Origin of the sequence: Lentzea aerocolonigenes, from assembly GCF_000974445.1 — a bacterium.
GTDB lineage: Bacteria > Actinomycetota > Actinomycetes > Mycobacteriales > Pseudonocardiaceae > Lentzea > Lentzea aerocolonigenes.
This window is the reverse complement of record NZ_BBOJ01000010.1, coordinates 1-21,000: the sequence shown is the minus strand read 5'-3', so window position 1 is coordinate 21,000 and position 21,000 is coordinate 1. Positions and strand designations below refer to the sequence as shown.

Below are 21,000 nucleotides of genomic sequence, written 5' to 3'. Positions count from 1 at the left end.
TCCGGATTCAGGTCAGTGCGCGAATGGCCATGCCTGTTTTCCCGGCTCATTTGTCATCCGGCCCCGGCGTGCGGCCGTGCACAATTCGCCGAGGCCCATGCCGAAGGGCGGGGAAACAGCCGGAAATGCGTCGGGCGTCGCGCACCGACTCGCCGCGGACCGAGCCGAGGTGTGATGGACGACGAGCTATGCTGGTGGCCGGCCCGGCAGGTGGCACGGGCGATCGCCGACGGGCAACTCTCCGCCAGGGAGTACCTGCGCGCGCTGCTGGCCCGGATCGATCGTCACGACGGCGCACTCGGGCTCGTGGTGACCCGCAACGAGCGCGCCGAGGCCGAGGCGGTCGCGGCCGACGAGGCGGTCGTGCGCGGTGACCCGCTGCCGCCGCTGCACGGCGTGGCCATGACCGTCAAGGACAGCTTCGCCACCGCCGGGCTGCGCACCACCGGTGGTCTGCTGCCCGACTTCGTTCCGAACGAGGACGCGGCCGCGGTGGCGGGGGCCCGGCGAGCGGGCGCGATCATCCTCGGCAAGACCAACCTGCCCCGTGCTTCACGCGACCTGCAGGCCTACAACGAGCTGTTCGGCACCGCCCGCAACCCGTGGGACCCGACGCTGACCACCAGCGGCTCCTCCGGTGGTGCCGCGGGCGCGCTGGCGGCCGGGTTCACGCCGCTGGAGATCGGCTCGGACGTCGCCGGGTCCATTCGGATCCCGGCCGGGTTCTGCGGCGTCACCGGTCTCAAGCCGACCTTCGGCACGGTCTCGATGTACGGCCACGTCCCGCCGATGCCGTTCAACCGGGCCCTGCCCGACATCGCGATGGTCGGACCGCTGGCCAGGGACGTCGACGACCTGGAGATCCTGTTCGACGCGATCAGCGGCCCGGACCCCTGGGACCGGGACGCCTGGCGGCTGAGCCTGCCCCCGGCCAGGAGGCCGCGCCGGGTGGCGGCCTGGTTCGACGACCCGTACTGCCCGGTGGACGGCGAGGTGCGAGCGGCGGTCGAACACGCCGCCGACGCCCTCGTCCAGGCCGGAGTGGCGGTGCGGGCCACCAGCCCGCTGGGGATCCGGCTCGAGCAGAGCGACCAGCTCTTTCGCAAGCTGATCGCGGGTACCGCCATCGACGACATCTCCGCCGAAGAGGCCGAGCTGATCGCCACCGGAGTCCGGCCGCCCACCGGAGTGCTCGGCGGCGAGCACGTCCACCAAAGCCACCGCGACTGGATCGTCGCCAACGAACTGCGCACCCGGATGGGCCTGCGCTGGCAAGCGTTCTTCAGCCGCTACGACGCCCTGCTGCTGCCGGTCGCGCCGAACACCGCGCCGGCCCACGACCACCGCCCGTTCGCGCAGCGCACCATCACCGTCGACGGCCGGCCGCGGCCGTACTGGGACCAGATGGTCTGGGCCGGCGTCACCGGCGTGTGCTACCTGCCGTCGGTCGTCGTCCCGGTCCGCCTGGACGCGCGCGGAGTGCCGATCGGGGTCGCGGTGGCCGGTCCCCGCCTGGGGGACCGGACGGTGCTGGAGACCGCCAGGGTGCTGGCCCGGGCGTTGGGTCCGATCGGCCGTCCGGCGTTGGAGTCCGGACCGTCCGCGGTGCCGCCGGACGGTGTGCGCCGCGAGCTGACGACCGGCTGAGCCACCGTCCCGTTCACCTGACCTCCGCCCTCGAGGGGCCGGTTCGCCGTGCGTCGTGCACGGCCGCGCCGACCGCAGCCGGTGTTCTGTCAAGGCCGGCCGGCCGGATCGCCGGCGCACCTTCGGCTATGGCTGGGATGTGCGGTTGTTGGCGCGGCCGGACGAGTATTTCGGGCCGGCCGAAGCCGATCGAAAATCGTGTTCGTGCCGAAGCTCGGAAGAACTGCCGACGATCGGTTGCGCCAATCGTCGCCGATTATCCGGCCGACCCGATGAGTGGGAGTTGATGTGCGCGCAATCATCTTCGCCGGGGGCAAGGCGCAGCGCCTGCTGCCGCTCACCGAGGAGCGACCGAAAATCCTGATGGACATCGGGGGCCAGCCGCTGCTCGACATCCTCTTGAGGCAGTTGCGCGATTCCGGGGTCGAACGGGTCACCCTCTGCGTGTCGCACCTGCAGACCGCCATCCGCGAGCACCTGTTCGAGGCGATCCCGGAGGGCCTGGTGGTCGACTTCTCGGTGGATGCCCAGCCCAGGGGCACCGCCGGCCCGTTGCTGCTGGTCGCGGACTGGGACGAGCCGACGCTGGTGCTCAACGGCGACGTGCTCACCGACCTGGACTTCGCCGACGTGCACCGGGTGCACCAGAGCAGCGGTTGCGCGATGACGATCGCCTGCCGCCAGACCGAGGTGACGATCGACTCCGGTGCCCTCGAGATCGCCGACGACCGGGTGTACCGGATGACCGAGAAGCCCCGTTTCCGAGTCGACGTCAGCATGGGTGTCTACGTCGTCGACCCGTCCGTGCGCTCGTTCATACCCCCGGACTCGGTGGTCGACATGCCCGACCTGATCACCTCGCTGATCGGCGCGGGCCGGTCGGTCGGGGCCTACCGGTTCACCGGCAGCTGGCACGACATCGGCACCCCCGGCCGCTACGAGCGGGCGGTGGCCGAGTTCACCGACACCCCCGAGGTCTACCTGCCCGGCGTCGGCCGGGGCGGCTTCCGGATTTCACATGCCAACTGACCGGCATGCTGAGACCGCGCCGCAGACCGACCACGACGCCGTCGCCGCGCTGCGGGAGCGGCTGACGGCGCACGCCGACGAGCGTCCGGACGCCCCGGCCGTTCGCTGGCGCACCGCCGCCGGCTGGTCCGAGACGACCTGGCGGGAGCTGGCCGGGACTGCGCGGCGAGTGGCCGAGCGCGCGACCGCCGAGCTGCCCGCCGGCCGCGCGGTCGTGGTGGCGACCGTGAACACCGGCGCGCACGTGGCCGTGCTGCTCGGCCTGCTGGCCGCCGGGTTCGACGTCGTCCTGGTCGAACACGACAGCTCCTACCTGGCCGACCCGTTGTCCGCGGTGTACACGGCCCGCCCGTGCGCGGTGGTCGCGGCGGCGGACGGCCCGCGGCCCGCGGGGTCGGGGGAGCTGCGGCGGCTGGCCGTCGAGGACCTGGTCGCCGGCCCGGCGCCGGCGCAGTGGCCGGACCAGGCGCCCGGTTCGGCGACCGTGCTGCAGCTGACCTCCGGATCGACCGGCGAACCCCGAGCGGCCGCGGTACCCCTGGGCTCGGCGTTGCGCGGGGGCGCGCTCTACCGCGACCTGTTCGACCTGGACGAACGGGACACGATCCTGGCCGCGGTTCCGCTCGCGCACTCGTTCGGGTTCGTCGGGGCGTTGTGCGCCGCGGTGCTGTCCGGCGCCACACTCGCGCTGCTGGTGCGGTTCACCGGGCGCGGCCTGGTCGAGGGGCTCGACGCGGGCGTGACCGCGCTGCTGGCCACACCCTTCGTGTACGGCCTGGTGCCGGACCTGCTGCACGGGCGGCGCCGGCCGGACCGGCTGCGGGTCGCCCTCTGCTCGGGCGGAGCGCTCACCACGGCGGCTGCCTCGGCTGCCTCCGGCCGCCTCGGCTGCCCGGTCCGTCAGATCTACGGCTCGACCGAGACCGGACTGATCGCCTGCCACTTCGGCCGGCCCCAGCCGTGGCCTGCCGAGGGGGTCGGCGGATTCGTCCCCGGCGTGCGGTGGCGGGTCGAGCCGGTCGCGGACTGCGACGCCGGGCGTCTGCTGGTGCGGACCTCCACGATGTTCACCGGCTACGTCGGCCGGGGCCGGGCCGAGGCGCTGCGCCCGGACGGCTACTACGACACCGGCGATCTGGTCGACGTCAACGGCGCCGGGGACGTGACGATCGTCGGCCGCAAGGCGACCTTCATCAACGTCGGCGGCCGCAAGGTCAACCCGCGCAGGCTGGAACGGCTGATCGGTGAGCTGCCCGGCGTGCGGGCGGTGCACGTCTGGGGGCTACCGGACGCCCGCGGCAACGAGGAGATCCACGCCGTGGTCGAGCTGGCACCCGGCACCGGTCCGGCCGCGGTGATCGCCGGCTGCCGGCAGCGGCTGACCGCCTACGAGGTTCCACATCACGTCCACGCCGTCGACCGGCTGCCGCGCACCGCGCTCGGCAAGGTCTCCGCCGCCGCGCTGCGGGACCTGATCGCCGATCGGAGCACCGGTGCGCCGGACGGCACCACAGCCACCAGGAGGGGTACCCGTACATGATCACATCACCGCCAGAGGTCGCCGTCGTCGGACTCGGCTACGTCGGCCTGCCGCTCGCGGTCGCGCTGGCCCGCGCCGGAGTCCGCGTCGTCGGAGTGGACGTCAACCCCGACGTCCGGGACGCGGTGACGCGGGGCCGGCCGCCGTTCTTCGAACCGGGCCTGGCCGAGGCGCTGGTCGCGCTGGACGACGGCGCGCTCACCGTGGCCGACCGGCTGCCCGACTCGGTGCCCGGCGCAGTGATCATCTGCGTGGGAACCGCGGTCGATCCGGCCACCGGCCGTTGCGACCTGGGCCCGCTGCGGGCCGCGGCCACCGCCGCGGCCGCGGCGATCACCCCGGACACGCTGGTCGTGGTGCGCAGCACCGTGCCCGTGGGCACCTGCCGCGAACTCGTCGAACCGGTCATGCGACAGGTCACGGCGTCCCCGCTGCTGGCCTTCTGCCCCGAGCGGATCATCCAGGGTTCGGCGATGGCCGAGCTGGCCTCGCTCCCGCAGATCGTCGGGGGCCTCGACGACGCCTCGGCCAAGCGGGCAGAGGCCCTGTTCGCGGCGGTCTGCCCGGACCGGGTGCTGGTGTCCTCGCTGGAGGCCGCCGAGATGATCAAGCTGATCTGCAACGCGCACACCGACCTGATCTACGGATTCGGCAACGAGGTGGCGCTGGCCGCCACGGCGCGCGGTCTGGACGCCACCGAGCTGATCGCCTCCGCCAACCTCCGCTACCCCCGGCCCGACCTGTCCCGGCCCGGCTTCGTCGGCGGGAGCTGCCTGACGAAGGACCCGTACCTGCTGATGCACAGCGCGGCCGCGGCCGGCCACGCCGAGATGCCGATGGTCGCCGCGGCCCGGCGGACCAACGAACGCGTGCCCGGCCACGCGGTCGAGCGGGTGGTCGCGGCCCTGACCGACGTGGACCCCGACCGGCTCGCCGACGCCAAGGTCCTGGTGTGCGGCATCGCCTACAAGGGCCGCCCGGAGACCGACGACGTGCGCGGCAGCGCCGCCACCGAGGTGGCCGCCCTGCTGCGCGGCCGGGTGGGCACGTTGGCCGGTCACGATCCGATCGTCCGTCCGGAGCGCATCGCCGACCTCGGCTACCAACCGGTCGGGCTGGAGGAGGGGGTGGCCGGCGCCGACGCGGTCGTACTGCTGTCCGACCACCCCGGCTACACCAGGCTCACCGCGGACTGGCTGGTGAGCCGGATGCGCGGCCGCGGTGTCGTGTTCGACATGTGGGGCCTGCTCGATGCCGAGCTCACCGGCGTCGAGGAGCTCACCTACCTGCGGTTCGGCCGTGGCTGACCGCGCTCTGGTCACCGGAGGGGCCGGGTTCATCGGCCTGCACCTGGTGCGACGGCTGCTCGACGAGGGCGTGCAGGTCACCGTCCTGGACGACTTCTCCCGCGGCGTCGACGACCCCGAGCTGCGGGCCCTCGCCGGTGACGTGCACCTGGTCCGCCACGACCTGACCACACCGCTGCCCGCGGACCTCGAGCGGTGCGATGCCGTCTACCACCTGGCCGGGGTGGTCGGCGTGCAGCGGGTCATCGACCGGCCGGTGCACACCGTGCGCACCAACGTGCTGGCCACCACGTCGCTGCTCGACTGGTGCGCCCGGACGCAGCCGGGTGTGCTGTTCCTCAGCTCGACCAGCGAGGTCGGCGACGGTGCCGCGACCGCGGGGCTGTCCGAGCTGCCGGTCCCGGAAGACGCGCCGCTCGTGCTGTGCGAGCCGCGCTCGCCGCGCACGTCCTACGCGTTGAGCAAGTTCGTCGCCGAGTACCTGTTCCTGCACGCCGGCCCGCCGAGCCGGGTGCGGGTGGCCCGCTTCTACAACGTCTACGGCCCGCGGATGGGCAACGAGCACGTCGTGCCGCAGCTGATCGAACGGGCACTGGCCGGCACCGACCCGTTCCCGCTGCACGGCGGGAAGCAGACCAGGGCGTTCTGCCACGTCGACGACGCGGTCGAGGCGGTCCTGCGGCTGTGCGCGGTTCCTGAGCCGGATCCGCTGGTGGTCAACATCGGCAACGACCGGGAGGAGATCGAGATCTTCGACCTCGCCCGGCGGATCTGCGCCCTCGCGGGAACGCAGCCCGAGTTCGCCGTGCGGCCGACCCCCGGCGGCCCGCTCCGCCGGCTGCCCGACCTGACCCGGCTGCGTGAGCTGACCGGCTACGAGCCGGCCGTCACCCTCGACGCCGGGCTGCGGTCGACGTTCGACTGGTACGCGGCGCGGCGGGGTGCGTCGTGAGCCGGGTCCTGATCGCGTTCGGCGGCTACGGCGGCGAGTGGACCGGGGCCGAGCGGATGGCGTGGAAGACCGCCGAGCACCTCGCGCTGCACGGGCACACCGGTGCCGTGCTGACCGACTCGCTGCCACCTCGAGCGCCGGACGCCGGTCCCTGGCCGCGCGTCCGCGACCCGCGCGAGTTCGGGCGCCCGGACGTGGTCCACGCCTTCGACCTCGCCCGCCCGCGGCAGGTGGCGGTGGCGCTGAGCGCCGCCACCGGCTTCGGGTGCCCGTTCGTGCTCACCCCGGCGACCGCCGTCGAGCTCTGGCCCGATCCCGATCTGGGCCGGGCGGCGTGCCGGGCGGCCGCCGCGGTGTACGTGCTGACCAGGGCCGAGGCCGACAACGCGATCGCGGCCGGCGCGGACCCGGCGGCGATCCGGTACATCCCGCAGGCTCCGCACCTGGACGCACCGGTGGACCCGAGCGGGCTGCGGGCCCGCTTCGCGGGGGCTACCGGAACCGTGCTGTTCCTGGGGCGACGGACCGCGTTCAAGGGCTACCAGGTGCTGCTCGCGGCCGCGCCGCTGGTCCGCCTGAGCCGCCCGGGGACGGCGTTCTGGCTGGCCGGACCGGGCGCGGACGACCCGGCCACCTCGCCGGCCGACGGGCTGTACGACTTCGGCGTCGTCGACGCCGCGGTCAAGCAGCAACTGCTGGCCGCCGCGGACGTGCTCTGCCTGCCCTCGACCTTCGACGTGTACCCGCTGGTCTTCGTCGAGGCGTGGGCGTGCGGCACGCCGGTGGTCAGCGGACCGTTCCAGGGAGCGGGCGAGGTGGTCCGGCACGGCGTGGACGGCCTGGTGGTCGACGCCGAACCCGGCGCGCTGGCCGAGGCGCTGGCCGGCCTGCTGGCCGACGAACCGAAGCGCCGCGCGATGGGTGCGGCGGGCCGCAGGCGGGTCGAGCGGGAGAACACCTGGGAGCAAGTGGCGGCCGCGGTGGCGGCGGGCTACCCGGCGGAGTCCGCGTGGCTCCCGGCATCTGGCGGTGAGCGGTGACGGCGGCAGGCGGCGTGACGGATTCCGTGGTGCGGCTGGCCGATCCGATGATCGGCCAGGAGGAGATCGACGCCGTGGTCGCCGTGCTGCGGTCCGGATGGCTGTCGGCCGGGCCGCAGACCGAGGCGTTCGAGCAGGAGTTCGCCGCGGTCCACGGCGCCGGGCAGGCGGTGGCGGTGAGCAGCGGGACCGCCGCGCTGCACCTGGCCGTCGCGGCGCTCGACCTGGGCCCCGGCGACGAGGTGATCATCCCCTCGCTCGGCTTCGTCGCCGCCGCCGAGGTCGTCGCCCTGCACCGGGCCACTCCGGTGTTCGCCGACGTGCGCGCGGCCGAGGACCCGGTGCTGACCGCGGCCGAGGCCGAACGGCTGATCACCCCCCGGACCAGGGCGGTGATCAGCGTGCACTACGCCGGTTACCAGGCCGACATCGCCGCGCTGGCGCAGCTGTGCCGGACCGCTCGGCTGCGGTTGATCGAGGACAGCGCGCACGCACCGGGCGTGTGCGTGGACGGCCGGATGCTGGGCACCTGGGGCGACGTCGGCTGCTTCAGCTTCCACGCCACCAAGAACGTCACCGCGGGCGAGGGTGGCATGGTGCTGGCCCGCGACGCCGGTCTGCTCGACCGGATCCGCCGGATGCGCTCGCACTCCATCGGCACCTCGCCGCAGCAGCGGATGACCGGCGGGTCCGGTGGCTACGACGTCGCCGACCTCGGGCTGAACTACCGGCCGACCGATCTGACCTCGGCCATCGGCCGGGTCCAGCTGGGCAGGCTCGGCGTCGACCGCCGGGTCCGGCGGGAACTCACCGCCGTCTACCGCGACCTGCTCGGCGTGCTGCCCGGACTGGTCGTGCCGTTCGCCGACCGCGGGGCCGAGGATTCCGCGCACCACCTGATGCCGGTCGTGTTGCCCGCCGGGACCGACCGCGGGCCGGTGCGCGCCGCGCTGCTCGCCGCGGGCGTGCAGACCTCGGTGCACTACCCGCCGATGCACCGGCTCAGCTACTACGCCGCCGCGGCCGGCCCGTTGCCGGTCATCGACGCCATCGCCGACCGGCTGCTGTCGCTGCCGCTGCACCGCGGGATGGGTGAGGACGACGTGCGGCGGGTCGTGCACGCGCTGGCGGCCGCGCTGCACACACCCGCGGGGGAGGGCTGACGCGATGACGTTCCGTCTGCACGAGGGCCGGCTGCTGCGTGACGACCGGCCGTTCACCGCGCTCGGGGTCACCTACTTCCCGGTCCGTGCCGGCTGCCGGCTGTGGGCCGACTGGGATCCCGGCATCGTCGCGGCCGACCTGCGCCGGATCGCCGAGGCCGGCCTCAACACCGTCCGGGTGTTCGTCTTCTGGCGCGACTTCCACCCGGATCCCCGGCGCGTCGACGGGCAGGCGCTGACCCGGCTGCGCCTGCTGGTCGAGCTGGCCGAGGCCGCCGGCCTGAGCTGCGTGCTGTCGGTGCTGACCCTGTTCATGAACGGTCAGCTGCTGGACCTGCCGTGGCGGCGCGGGCGCAGTCTGTGGCGGGACCAGGAGATGCTGGCGGCCCAGGAGACGTTCGTGCGAGCGGTGGCCGCCACGATCGCCGACTGCTCGAACGTCCTCGCGCTCGACCTGGGCGACGAGATCTCCAACGTGGATCCGGCCGAGGCCGCGACGCTGACTCCGGCCGAGGTCGGCCACTGGTACGGACGGCTGGTCGGTGCGATCCGGCAGGTGGCCTCCGAGGTGCTGGTCTGCCAGGCCAACAACGCGCTGACCGTGCTCGGCGGATCAGCCTTCGGGCCCGCCATCGGCCGTGCCCTCGACCTGCTGGCGGTGCACGGGTTCCCGCTCTGGTCGCCGGGGCACATCGAGTCCACGCTGTCGCCGAAGGCCACCCAGCTGCCGGCGTTCCTGGCCCGGCTGGCCGGCGCGCACGGCGTGGCCCTGGTCGACGAGCTCGGGACCTACGGCGCGAGTGACGAAGTCGCCGCGGCCTATCTGCGCGCCGCGGTCGCCTCGGTGCTGGTCAGCGGCGCGGCCGGGGTGATCGTGTGGTGCTGGCAGGACAGCACCTCCACCGCCGAGCCCTACGACCGGCGCCCGGCCGAACGCCTGGTCGGGCTGCACCGCGCCGACGGGACGCCCAAGCCGGCCATGACGGCCTACCGGCAGCTCGCCGACGCCGCGCCGGCGCTGGTCCGCACGGCCGGGCCGGCCGGGATCGCGGTGTGGCCGGTGGCCGGGCAGTCCACCGGCGGCGGGTCCTACCTGGACCCCCACCGCGACGCCGTCTCGCCGTTCTTCGCCTACCTGCTGCTCAAACGTCTGCACGTGGAGGTGGACGTGGTGGTCACTCCGGCCGCCGGGCACCAGCTGGTGGTCTGCCCGTCGGTCGACCAGGTGACGCTGGCGGACCTGGCGCACCTGCGTGCCGCCCTGCACCGGGGCGCCACCGTGTACTACTCGCTGGGTGATCACCTGCACGGCTTCCCCGGTGCGGACCTGGCCGGCGCCGAGATCGTCGACTACGACCTGACCGGCAGGAACCGGCAGGAGATCGTCTGGGACGGCGAGGTGTGGCCGGTGGACTGGACCGTCGCGAGGGCGGTGCCCACCACGCTCCGGGCGACCTCCGGCCGGGTGCTGGCCGCGTACCCGGACGGCACACCCGCCGTCGTGGTCAACGCCGTCGGCGCGGGCCGGCTGGTGTTCACCAACGTCCCGTTCGAACGCCAGCTCGACGCGGCCGGACGGTTCGCGCTCGCCCCGTGGGAACGGTTCTACCGGCGGATCGCCGAGCTGGCCGGGGTCCGTCCCGCCGTGCGCTGCTCGGACCCGGAGGTCGAGGTCGTGCCGGTCGACGGCGGCGTCGCCCTCATCAACCACCGCGACCGCGCGGTGACCGTGCGGGTCGGCCGGGACGGCGACGACCCCGGCGCGGATCTCGTCGTCGACCTCACCGAGAAGGGCTGGACCGTGGCGCGACTCCCGATGACCTCGAACACGACGACCTCGAACACCTCGACCGCGGTGAGGTCGGCGTGAAGGGGGTCGTCTACCTCGGCCCGCGGCACGTCGAGGTCGTCGACGACCTGCCGATGCCCAGGCTCGAGTCCGAACGCGACGCCGTCGTGCGGGTCACCCGCACCGCGATCTGCGGCAGTGACCTGCACCCCTACCGCGGCGAGATGCCTGCGTTCGCCCTGGGCACAGTCCTCGGGCACGAGTTCGCCGGTGTGGTCACCGAGCGCGGGTCCCAGGTGCCGTTCGCGGTCGGCGACCGGGTCGTCGCCTCGGACCTCATCGCCTGCGGCCGGTGTCCGCGGTGCGTGCGCGGCTGGCACTACCACTGCCCGTCGGCCACGCTGTTCGGCTACTCCACCATCGTCGGCGACGCCGTCGCCGGAGGGCAGGCCGAGTACGTCCGGGTGCCGTTCGCCGACGTCGTGCTGGGGCCGGTGCCGGCGGCTGTCACCGACGAGCAGGCGCTGTTCGCCGGTGACGTCCTGGCCACCGCCCACACCGCGGTCACCGACGCGCACGTCGGGCCGGAGCACCTGGTCGGGGTCGTCGGGGCGGGGCCGGTCGGGCTGATGGCCGCGCTGTGCGCGACCGAGCTGGGCGCCGCGGTCGTGGTCTGCGAGGTCGACCCGGCCCGGCGCGAGCGGGCGGGCGCGCTGGTGCCGGTGGTGGTGGAGCCCGAACGGTTCGCCGCGACGATGGCCCGGATGCGCGGCCGGGACGACGCGGCGGTCGTCATCGAGGCTGTCGGTTCCGGGGCGGCGCTGGCCTGCGCGGTCGACGCGGCGGGGCCACGCGGCACGGTGCTGGTCGTGGGCGCGCACGGCGCCGACGACGTCGCCTTCCCGGCCGGCCGGGCGTTCGTCCAGGAACTCACCCTGCGGTTCGCGGTGGGCGACCCGATCCGCTCCCGCGATCCGGTGATGGCGTTGCTGCGCACCGGCCGGGTCGACCCGAGCGCCGTGGTCTCGCACCGGCTGCCGCTGACCGAGGCGGTTCGCGGCTACGAGCTGTTCGACACGCGGGTCGCGGACAAGGTCGTCCTGGTGCCGTCGGCGGACCCGAACTGATCACGGGACCAGCCCGGACTTGATCGCGTTGACCACGGCCGCGGTCCGGTTCGGCGAGCCGAGCTTGAGCATCAGGCTGGCCACCAGTCGCTTGGCTCCGTGGCTGGAGATCCCCAGGCGTCCGGCGATCTGCTTGTTGCTCATGCCCTCGGCCATCAGCCCCATCGCCTCGCTCTCCCTGGCGGTGAGCCGCGCCGGGTACGCCGGCGTGGACAACTCCGTCCTGGCCTGGTCCATCAGCTCGCGGGCCAGCCGGTCGGGCACGTGGACCTGCCCGGCGGCGGTCCGGTGCAACGCCTCGGCCAGCCCGTCCGGCGTCAGGTCGGCCAGCAGCACGATGCCGTCGGGTGGGCGCGCCGCGGTGCCGAACAGCTCCTGGACGCCGCTGCCGTCGTCCACCAGGGCCAGAATTCTGGCCCCGCCCCCGGCCACCGACAGCGCCGCCCTGCCGGCCGAGCTGGTGACCAGCAGGACGTCGACCCGTCCGGTCGCGAGCGCGGCCCGGGCCTCGGCCACGTCCTGGTGGTAGGAGACCTCGGCGACCCCCGGCACGTCGTTCAGGATCGACTCGAGCCCTCGTCTGGTGACCTCGTTGCCGATCAGCGCGGCCACCACGATCGCCGCCGGGGCCCCGGCGGCGGGCTGCACGGTGTGATTGATCGAGTCCGCATTCGCCATGTGACCGGCCCCCCGAATCGCGTCTTTCCGGCTTCGTCTCGTGACCAGCCTCGCTCTGCGGGGTGGTCAACGGGAAGATCCGGACGAGCGCACGGATGACCCTGCGCGAACGGCTATGGCGCCGGGGGCTCAGCGCAGCCGGACCGTGCGAGGTGGCCGGCCGTAGGGGCAGTACTGGGTGATGACGTCGCCGGGGTGCAGACGCGGGTCGTCGCGGTAGCGCCGGGCCGCCTCGCGTTCGGCGGTGTCGTCACCGGCATCGGCCCGGACGAGCAGGTCGGCCAGCTCGTCGGCCAACGGGTCGTCGACCTGGTGCGCCACGTCGCCCCAGGCGTCCCAGAGCAGCAGCTCGTCCTTCTGCCGGTGAGCGAGCTCGGTGACGACGCAGTCGCGGATGAAACGCGGCCCACCCAGCTCCGATTCCGGGGACACCCGGTACAGCTCGGCGTCGGTCTCTCCCGACCGGTGGGCCAGCCAGGCCTGGGCAGCGGTCCGGAACGGGGCTCTCGGCCCGGTGGGCATGTCCTCGACGTCGAACTCGACCGATCCGGGGGCGAACTCGGGGTCGACGCGGCGCCACCGGTCACCGGTCCAGTACTCGGCGACGACGTGGTCCAGGAAACAGCCCTCGGTCAGGTAGGAGGCGAACCCGACGCGGCTGCGTGCCGCAACACCGCGGTCGCGCAGCGCGCCGACGACGAACAGCACGTGGTCGCGGCAGCAGCCGGCGACCTTCTCCTCCGTCGGCCTCGGTGTCGCGAGCGGCTCGGGGTGGCGTTCCTGGTCGAGCTCCAGGATGGCCTCCAACCAGCGGCTGTGTATCTCGTCGTGCCGCGCCGGGGGCAGCTCGGGCAGTTCGATGCGGTAGTGCGCGATGACGTTGCGCGCGGCCGCACAGATGCGCGGCACGTGGCCGCGCAGCTCCGCGAGCAGCGCCCGGTGCCGGCCGGGATCGGAGTAGGCGCTGTGCACGGACCAGTTGGTTGACATGCACGTCCTCGAATGGCGCGGATGTTCGGGCGGGTGTCGTCGGGTGCGGAGGGGATCACCCTGCCGGGTGGAGCTCGTGGACGACCTTGATTCGGGTGTACTCGAGCAGTCCCCACCAGCCGTACTCGACGCCGGCGCCGGAGTCGCGCAGCCCGCCGAACGGAGTGTCGTGGCGGAGCGCCCCGTGCGTGTTGATCCAGACGGTGCCGCAGACCAGCCGGGCCGCCAGCGCACGGGCGTGCTCGGCGTCACCCCAGAGCGACGCGCCGAGCCCGTACCGCGTGCCGTTGGCACGTGCGATGGCCTCGTCGAGGTCGTCGTAGGCGATCACCGGGATCACCGGGCCGAACTGCTCCTCCAGTTCCAGTTCGGTGCCGGGCGGGAGGTCGGTGACGACGGTCGGCGGGTAGAACCAGCCGGGCCGGGGCAGCCGGGCGCCGCCGGTCACCACCCGTGCGCCGGCGGCGGCAGCCTCGTCCACCAGCGCGCTGACGCGGTCGAGCTGGGCACGGCTCACCAGCGGGCCGTACTCGGTGGCGGGGTCGCTGCCGGCACCGACGACCGCCTCCGAGGCCAGCTTCGCCAGCGCGGTGACCAGCTCGTCGGCCTGCGCGGCGCTGACGTAGATCCGCTTGACGGCCGCGCAGAACTGGCCGCTGTTGACCATGGCACCGGCGAACAGCGCCGGTGCCAGCGCCGTCACGTCGGCGCCCGGCAGCACCACCGCGGCGTCGTTGCCTCCCAGCTCGAGCACCACCGGCAGGAGACGGGCCGCGGCCTGCTCGGCGATCGCTCGCCCGGTGCCCACCGAGCCGGTGAACGAGACCATGTCGATGCCGGGGTGCGTGGTCAGCGCCTTCCCCAGCGTGTGGTCGCCGGAGACGACCGACAGCACGCCGGGCGGCAGGTGCGGCACGAGCAGCTCGACCGTCCGCAGCGTGGCGAGCGGTGTCTCCGGCGAGGGTTTGACCACCACCGCATTGCCTGCCAGCAGCGCGGGTGCGATCTTGCACACCGCCAGGATGATCGGGAAGTTCGAGGGCGCGATCGCGGCCACCACGCCGTGCGCCACCCGGCCGATCACGACCGAAGCGCCGGAGCCCGCGTCGACCTCCTCGTCGGTGCCGGGCAGGTCGGCGGTGTTGCCGAACCAGCCGGAGGACAGGTCCACCTCGGCGCGCGCGGCGGCCAGCGGCTTGCCCTGCTCGCGGCTGAGCAGCGCGGCGACCTCCTCGGCGGCGCCGGCGAGTGCGACTCCGCAAGCACGCAGCCGGGCGCGGCGCTCGTCGACCGGGAGCGCGGCCCACCTGGGAGCGGCCGCGGCGGCGGCGGCGATCGTGGCGTCGAGTTCGGCCGCGGTGCAGACCGGTGCGGAGGCGAACACGGCACCGGTGGCGGGGTCCACCACGTCGAGCGCGGTCACGCCGGACCGTCCCCGGTGGCGCCTGCCGCCACGACGCGTCGCGCCTCGGCTGCGTTGCGGTCAACCATTGCGAAACCTCCCCGCTTCCGGAGCGATTGCGAAATTGACGGGTTCCGGCTCGGCGCGGCCGTTGTCCTGCTGACCGTCGAATCGATGTCGAATCGCCGGAGATCGCAGAAATTTTTCGAATGCAGGGCGAATGATGTCCGAGCAATGCCCACGACCCTATCAGGCGTATCGTGCCTGGCGCGAGGTCGTTCGAGCGGTCGATCGGTGCACTGTTGCGGCAGGTCGAGAGTGCTAATTAAAAGAGGGTCTCGCCAATTCGGTCGGCCTCGTTTAGCCTGGCTGCCGGGAGCGCGCGTGAATCCCTTGTGATTATTCGTTTTGACATCCACGCGCGGCGGTGTCCACAAGGGGAGCCACTGCCGCGCCTGCCGAGTGCGTTGTGACCGGGACACGCATCACCGGACAAGGACAGGCGATGAGTGAACACGTGCGGGACTCCGAGCGAATCGTGCTCCGCGGTGTCCGGCAGCACAACCTGCGGATCGGGGAGTTGTCCCTGCCCCGAGGCGGCCTGACCGTCGTCACCGGAGTCTCCGGCAGCGGCAAGTCGTCGCTGGCGTTCGACACGATCTACGCCGAGGGGTACCGGCAGTACCTCGACAGCCTCTCCGCGCACGTGCGGCGCAGACTGCCGAAGGTCGGCAGACCCGCGGTCGACTGGGTCAGCGGCCTGAGCCCGACGGTGGCGATCGAGCAGCGGACGATCAGCCGCAACCCGCGGTCGAACGTCGGCACGATCACCGAGATCTCCGATCGCCTGCGCTTGCTCTTCGCCCGCACCGGGCGGCACGACTGCCGCAAGTGCGGCACCGAGGTCGCGCCGCTGGACACCGCCGCGCACGTCGCCGCGCTGGCCGAGGCGGCGGCCGAGGGGCCGGTGCGGCTCGTGGCCACCGAGCCGGACGGCGGTGAGACGGAGGTGCTGCGTCTGGAGGCCGCCCCGGACGCCGACACGCTGGCCGACGCCGGGCTCGTCGTCGAACGGGAACTGCGGGCCGAGCGGCGGCTGACCGTGCTGCGGGACCGGACGCCGGTGCGGCACCTCGCGGCCGGCTGGGTCTGCTCGTCCTGCGGCACCGAGGTGCACGCGACGTCGTCGGACTGGTTCACGCCGAACTCACCGGCCGGGATGTGCGACCACTGCCAGGGGCTGGGCTACACGACCCGCGTCGACGCCGCACTGCTGGTCGGTGACACCCGCGAGTCGGTTCGCTCCGGCGCGCTCACCTTCTACGGCGACCGCCGCCGCAGCAAGAAGACCTGGTGGCCGCAGCGGGAACTGCCGGATCTGCTGACGGAGGCGGGGGCGAGTCTGGACACCCCTTGGGAAGATCTCCCCGCCGAAGTCGGTGACCGGATTCTGGGCGATTTGACCGAGCACATCGAGCGGCTGTTCAAGGACGCCGACTCGCTGGAACGCAAGTCGTTCTACCAGGGCTTCATGGCCCAGCGGCAGTGCGGCTCCTGTGGCGGTACCCGGCACGCCGCCGAGGCGCTCGCGGTGCGCCTGGCCGGCCGCAACATCGCGGAGGTCAACGGGCTGTCGATCTCCCGGCTGCGGGACTGGGCCGGCGAGGTCCGTGCCGAACTGGCTGGCAACTTCCTGGCCGAGCTGTCCGCGGAACTGCTCGACCAAGTTGACGCTCGGGTCGAGTTCCTCCTCGAGGTGGGCCTGCACTACCTCTCGCTCGACCGTTCCGCGCCCACGCTCTCGGCCGGCGAGGGCCAGCGGCTCCGGCTGGCGCGGCAACTCGGATCGGGCCTGGTCGGTGTCGTCTACGTGCTGGACGAGCCGTCGATCGGCCTGCACGCGCGGGACAACGGGCGGCTGATCGGGATGCTGCGCCGGCTGGCCGAGGCGGGCAACACGGTGCTCGTGGTCGAGCACGATCGGGAGACGATGGAGGCGGCTGACCACCTGGTCGACATGGGGCCCGGCGCTGGGACGCGCGGCGGACTGGTCGTCGCGGCCGGCCCGACTGCCGAGGTCATCGCCGACCGCACGTCGGCTACCAGCGCGTACCTCCGCAACGAGCGGACGGTGGTCTCCTCCCGGCCGCAGCGCCGCCGCCCGGACGGCCGCGGGCTGGAACTGACCGGCGCCCGGCTGAACAACCTCCGTGGAGTCGATCTCACCATCCCGATCGGGGTGCTGACCTGCGTCACCGGCGTGAGCGGGAGCGGCAAGAGCTCCCTGATCACCCGGACGCTGCAGCCGGCCGTCGACGCCGCGGTGCGGTGGCGGCGCACCCCCGTCGGCCCGTTCGACCGGCTCCGCGGCGCCGAGCACATCCGCCGGGTGACGACCGTGACCCAGGACTCGATCGGCGGATCGTCGAGGTCGACGCCCGCGACCTACCTCGGGGTGTTCGACGAGATCCGCAAGCTGTTCGCCCGCACCGACGAGGCCGTGCGGCGCCGGTACTCCACGGCGATGTTCAGCTTCAACACCGAGGCGGGCGGGCGCTGCGACCGCTGCGCGGGCAAGGGTGTGGTCCGGGTCGAGATGCTGTTCCTCGCCGACGTCTCGGTGCGCTGCCCGTCCTGCGACGGCCTGCGGTACTCGGCGCGCGTCCTGGAGATCACCCACCGCGGCCGCACGATCGCCGAGACGCTCGCTCTGGAGGTCGGCGAGGCGATCGAGCTCTACGCCGACGTCCCGGCGATCGCCTGTCCGCTCCGCACGCTGTCGCAGGTGGGGCTCAGCTACCTGCGACTCGGGCAGGACACCGGAACGCTCAGCGGCGGGGAGGCGCAGCGGCTCAAGCTCTCTCGCGAACTGCTCCGGCGCGACGAGGGCGGGACCCTGTACCTGATCGACGAGCCCACCACCGGCCTGCACTTCTCCGACGTCCAGGTGCTGCTCGACGTCCTGCACGACCTGGTCGACCGCGGCAACACGGTGGTCGTCATCGAGCACAGCGTGGAGTTCGCCGCCGCGAGCGACTGGATCGTCGATCTCGGACCCGGCGGTGGCGAGGACGGGGGCCGGCTGATCGCGGCCGGCCCGCCGGAGCTGCTCGCCACCCACCCGGACAGCGCGATCGCGCCCTACCTGGCGCGTCAGCTGGCGCTGACCGCGGCCCGACGACCCAACGCGGAGGCATCGTGACCACCCGCCGCGCCGAGCCGGTGCGACCTGAAGCAGCCCGTCGGGTGGTCCTCGACGAACCAGCAGTGGAAGGGCTTGCCGTGGATCTGCTCGCGCCAGTGGCCCGAACGATCGGCGGGGTGGTCGGCTTCAAGTTGATGTTAGCGCTAACATTTGTGGACGCGATGCGACCGGGGCGTCACGTCACGGACGGTTCGATCAGTCCCGACTTGATCGCGGTGACCACGGCCATCGTCCGATTCGGCGAGTCGAGCTTGAGCAGCAGGCTTGCGACGAGTCGTTTCGCTCCGTGGTCGGAGATGCTCAGCCGGCGGGCGATCTGCTTGTTGCTGAGTCCGTCGGCGAGCAGGGCCAGGGTCTCGCTCTCCCGGCTGGTCAGCTTGGCCGGTCGGGCAACGCGTGCGGGCAGCGGGGCCGCCGCGCGCTGGATCAGTTCGCTCGCGAGCTGGGCCGGGATCTGGCTCTTGCCGGCGGCCACCCGGCGGACGGCCTCGTCGAGGCCGGTCGGAGTCAGGTCCTGGCGGGCCAGGAAACCGTGGGCCCACGGTGGCGCGTCCTTGAGCGCGGTGCGCAGGTCGGTCGCGTCGACCAGGACGAGGATTTTGGTCTGGACGCCGTCCGGGAGCTGGCAGTTGCCGTAGCCGGCCTCCGCGATGATCAGAATGTCGACCGGAGTGGTCGACATGAGCCGGCAGGCATGTTCCCAGTTCTCGCAGTAGACATCGTTGTCGACGATGGCGAGGTCGTCCAGTATGGAGCCCAAGCCGCGGCGCACGAGCTCATTGCCGGCGCAGACGGCTACGGTGAGGCGGGGGGTGATCGGTACTTCCCGCGATCCGATCTGGGTCATCGCTTGCGGATTCCCTTCAGGCTGCGGCCCAGCCGGGGCTGGTCTTCAATTGTGTGCGTGGAGAACGGCGGGAGTGGCAGTGTGGTTGCGATAACGTGTTCGATGGTGCCGATTCGAAATCGGTATACCGGTCTTCGTTGTCGCGCACTGCGAAGGAAGGCACAGTTCTGAATTCCACTGTGGATCCCCTTTCGTCACCAGCCGACAATCGTTCTTACTGCTGTGGCGTGCGGTGGTCAGCGAGGTCTACGTCCCCTACACAGAAAACCTTGCACGGGGCTGCCGGTCAACAGTAAAGGCCGTTTAACATCATCCGGAGGGTCATTCAAAACCCGGGGCGGTACGGTGCGTGACGCGCCGGAGAGGTCGGTCACCCGTTCGCCGACGCCGAAGACACCGTCGCGCTCGAACGCCTCCGCCACGGTCACGCCGTCGGCCGGTGACAGTCCGCTGAAGGTCCACGTCATGCGAGGCGTCGGGCGCTCGGGCGTCACCCTCGGCGAAGCAACGCCGGCGAAGAAGGGCCGTGACTGAGCATCCACGTCGCTATCGTTCGGAGGCGGCCGACGTTTCCTTGCGGCGGCATCACGCCGTTCGGATGCTTGAACCGATTCACGACACACGGCCGGATCTTGTCGCGGTATCGGCCTGATCCCCCACGGCCGAGTGTGTCCATGCGCGTACATACAAGCCCCCCCAAGGCCGGTCGCGTACGCCGACCAAGTTACCCGAGAGACTTAGGCGGCGCCATGCTGGCTTTTCGTCACAGTTCGCGCTATGGCGTCACTTCCGAAGACTGTGGACCTGCCGTGTGACGACGATGTGTTGTCGAATGCATTCGACGGGAGTGGGCGGCCGGCCGACGTGTGCCCGTCGTGGCGGCATCGAGCATCTGGACAAAAGCGACTCACCCTGTGCTGCAAGAGCCACAACTCCCAGCACTCGGCCGAACACCGTGATCGGCGGGACGTGGTGGTTCAGCGTGGCGACCTCGGACCCGAACCGCGCGAAGTCTCGATTCGGGATCGCCTGTTCGCGCGGTGTGCAGCCGAGCCGGGGTGGGTTTTGCGGAAACCCGTCCGGATGAGGACGTACTCGCGGTCGACGGAATCGTTGATCTCGAAATCGCACCTGCCCGAGTCGAAGTCAAATGCACCGGGGGAGTTCCGGATCAAGGGCGGTTGCGCTCGGCGCGCAGGCGTCGTCGGCTGTGCACGGGACCCTGAGTCGGACGCGTAGGCGGCACACGGGCGAGAAGTCACCCGGTCGTGCGACTGAAAGCGGCACCTGCGCAGCGCCGGTGTGCTTCAGTGATCAGCATGCGTTTCGCGTGGCTTCTGGTCTCCGTCGTGGCTCTCACCGCCTGCACCGCGCCGCCGGAGCCGCCGCTGGGCTCGCCGGCGCCGAAGCTCGACCCTCAGGCGATCGCCTACGACAACCTCGACTTCAACCTCGCCCGCCCGTCGGTGTTCGACAGCACCTGCGAGACGCTGCCCCCGAACCTGCAGTCGTTGCTGGGCTCCAAGGTGAAGACATCCCAGTTGCTGGGGGTGTCAAGCGGCGGCGGTGTTGGTGTTGGTGTGGTGGGCCCAGGCGGTGGTCTCGTTGTAGGTGGTGCGGGTTTTGAGGCAGCCGTGCAGGATGCCGACGAGGCGGTTGGCGAGTTGGCGTAAGGCCGCGTTGTGGCCGAGGCCGCGGGCGCGTTGCAGGTCGTAGTAGGCGCGGGCGCCGGATGAGACGCGTAAGGCGACGAAGGCCTGCATCATGAGCGCGTCGACGAGCCGGTCGTTGTGGACGTAACGGGTCCGCACGGTTTTCTTCTTGCCGGAGCGGATGGTCAGCGGGCTGGTGCCGGCAGCGTTCTTGCGGGCTTTCGCGCTGGCGTAGCGAGCGTGGTCGTCGCCGAACTCGGCGAGCACCCGAGCGCCGAGAACCGCGCCGATCCCTGGCTGGGACAGCACGATCTCAGCGTCCGGGTGCCGGCCAAAATGGGCCCCGACCTCGCCCTCCAGGACCCTGATCTGCTCGGCCAGAGCGGCCAGGATCGCCAGGGTGGCGCGGGTGGTCGCCGCGTAGGCGGCGGCCACCACCGCCGGCTGGCCCAGGTGCTCGGCGCGCAACGCGGCCTGGATCTCGGTGGCTTTGGCATCCAGATCGCGACGGCGGGCGCGTTGCAGCGCACTACGGATCTGTTTGAACGACAACCTCTTCGCGGCATCCGGGTCAGGGGCGCGGGCCAGCAGCTCCAGCGTGTCCGGCGCGTCCAGATCCGTGAAAGCCACCA

Annotated in this window: 16 protein-coding genes; 11 read left to right on the top strand and 5 right to left on the bottom strand. The window is 72.3% G+C overall.

The annotated features are described in order from the left end of the window. Positions 1–174 precede the first annotated feature (174 nt). From AOM45_RS20010 to AOM45_RS19970, 9 genes are all read left to right on the top strand, one after another. Positions 175–1,647 (top strand): amidase family protein, encoded by a 1,473-nt coding sequence (locus AOM45_RS20010; RefSeq protein WP_051783923.1) that lies wholly within the window; start codon positions 175–177, stop codon positions 1,645–1,647. 288 nt (positions 1,648–1,935) lie between these two features. Next, positions 1,936–2,676 (top strand): nucleotidyltransferase family protein, encoded by a 741-nt coding sequence (locus AOM45_RS20005; protein WP_051783924.1) that lies wholly within the window; start codon positions 1,936–1,938, stop codon positions 2,674–2,676. Then, positions 2,666–4,216 (top strand): class I adenylate-forming enzyme family protein, encoded by a 1,551-nt coding sequence (locus AOM45_RS20000; RefSeq protein WP_051783925.1) that lies wholly within the window; start codon positions 2,666–2,668, stop codon positions 4,214–4,216. The genes AOM45_RS20005 and AOM45_RS20000 overlap by 11 nt, the downstream gene beginning before the upstream one ends. Continuing rightward, a complete protein-coding gene (locus AOM45_RS19995) occupies positions 4,213–5,523 on the top strand; it encodes a nucleotide sugar dehydrogenase (protein ID WP_030469254.1) in 1,311 nt (436 codons plus the stop codon). Before AOM45_RS20000 ends, AOM45_RS19995 begins: the two co-directional genes overlap by 4 nt. After that, a complete protein-coding gene (locus AOM45_RS19990) occupies positions 5,516–6,475 on the top strand; it encodes an NAD-dependent epimerase/dehydratase family protein (RefSeq protein WP_030469255.1) in 960 nt (319 codons plus the stop codon). Before AOM45_RS19995 ends, AOM45_RS19990 begins: the two co-directional genes overlap by 8 nt. Continuing rightward, positions 6,472–7,515: a glycosyltransferase family 4 protein gene (locus tag AOM45_RS19985; protein WP_030469256.1), complete on the top strand. Its 1,044-nt coding sequence runs from the start codon at positions 6,472–6,474 to the stop codon at positions 7,513–7,515. The genes AOM45_RS19990 and AOM45_RS19985 overlap by 4 nt, the downstream gene beginning before the upstream one ends. A 14-nt stretch (positions 7,516–7,529) precedes the next feature. Next, positions 7,530–8,678, top strand: coding sequence for a DegT/DnrJ/EryC1/StrS family aminotransferase (locus AOM45_RS19980; protein ID WP_201780026.1), 1,149 nt, complete (start codon positions 7,530–7,532; stop codon positions 8,676–8,678). Positions 8,679–8,682: 4 nt separating this feature from the next. Beyond that, positions 8,683–10,548, top strand: a complete 1,866-nt coding sequence (locus tag AOM45_RS19975) for a cellulase family glycosylhydrolase (protein ID WP_030469258.1) — start codon at positions 8,683–8,685, stop codon at positions 10,546–10,548. Further along, the gene (locus AOM45_RS19970; protein WP_030469259.1) at positions 10,545–11,594 is read left to right on the top strand and encodes an alcohol dehydrogenase catalytic domain-containing protein; all 1,050 of its coding nucleotides are present in this window, start codon (positions 10,545–10,547) and stop codon (positions 11,592–11,594) included. The genes AOM45_RS19975 and AOM45_RS19970 overlap by 4 nt, the downstream gene beginning before the upstream one ends. Here the strand turns inward: AOM45_RS19970 and AOM45_RS19965 are convergent, their stop codons facing one another. From AOM45_RS19965 to AOM45_RS19955, 3 genes are all read right to left on the bottom strand, one after another. After that, a complete protein-coding gene (locus AOM45_RS19965) occupies positions 11,595–12,272 on the bottom strand; it encodes a helix-turn-helix transcriptional regulator (protein ID WP_030469260.1) in 678 nt (225 codons plus the stop codon). It lies immediately after the preceding gene. Between the two features lie 129 nt (positions 12,273–12,401). Then, positions 12,402–13,262, bottom strand: coding sequence for a transglutaminase-like domain-containing protein (locus AOM45_RS19960; RefSeq protein ID WP_030469261.1), 861 nt, complete (start codon positions 13,260–13,262; stop codon positions 12,402–12,404). A 55-nt stretch (positions 13,263–13,317) separates the two neighbouring features. Next, positions 13,318–14,685 (bottom strand): aldehyde dehydrogenase family protein, encoded by a 1,368-nt coding sequence (locus AOM45_RS19955; RefSeq protein ID WP_051783927.1) that lies wholly within the window; start codon positions 14,683–14,685, stop codon positions 13,318–13,320. Positions 14,686–15,169: 484 nt separating this feature from the next. Here AOM45_RS19955 and AOM45_RS19950 point away from each other — a divergent pair, with 484 nt between their 5' ends. Further along, positions 15,170–17,866 carry an excinuclease ABC subunit UvrA gene (locus tag AOM45_RS19950; protein ID WP_035911122.1) on the top strand — a complete coding sequence of 899 codons (2,697 nt, stop codon included), beginning with the start codon at positions 15,170–15,172 and terminating at the stop codon, positions 17,864–17,866. Positions 17,867–18,044: 178 nt separating this feature from the next. On the opposite strand, the gene AOM45_RS19945 is transcribed toward AOM45_RS19950, so the two are convergent. Beyond that, positions 18,045–18,716 (bottom strand): response regulator transcription factor, encoded by a 672-nt coding sequence (locus AOM45_RS19945; RefSeq protein ID WP_063757087.1) that lies wholly within the window; start codon positions 18,714–18,716, stop codon positions 18,045–18,047. Between the two features lie 345 nt (positions 18,717–19,061). On the opposite strand from AOM45_RS19945, the gene AOM45_RS19940 reads away from it, so the two are divergent. Beyond that, positions 19,062–19,250 carry a hypothetical protein gene (locus AOM45_RS19940; RefSeq protein WP_030469265.1) on the top strand — a complete coding sequence of 63 codons (189 nt, stop codon included), beginning with the start codon at positions 19,062–19,064 and terminating at the stop codon, positions 19,248–19,250. Positions 19,251–20,269: 1,019 nt separating this feature from the next. On the opposite strand, the gene AOM45_RS19935 is transcribed toward AOM45_RS19940, so the two are convergent. Then, on the bottom strand, positions 20,270–21,000 hold a 731-nt coding region (locus tag AOM45_RS19935; protein WP_156249734.1), incomplete at its 5' end, for a transposase.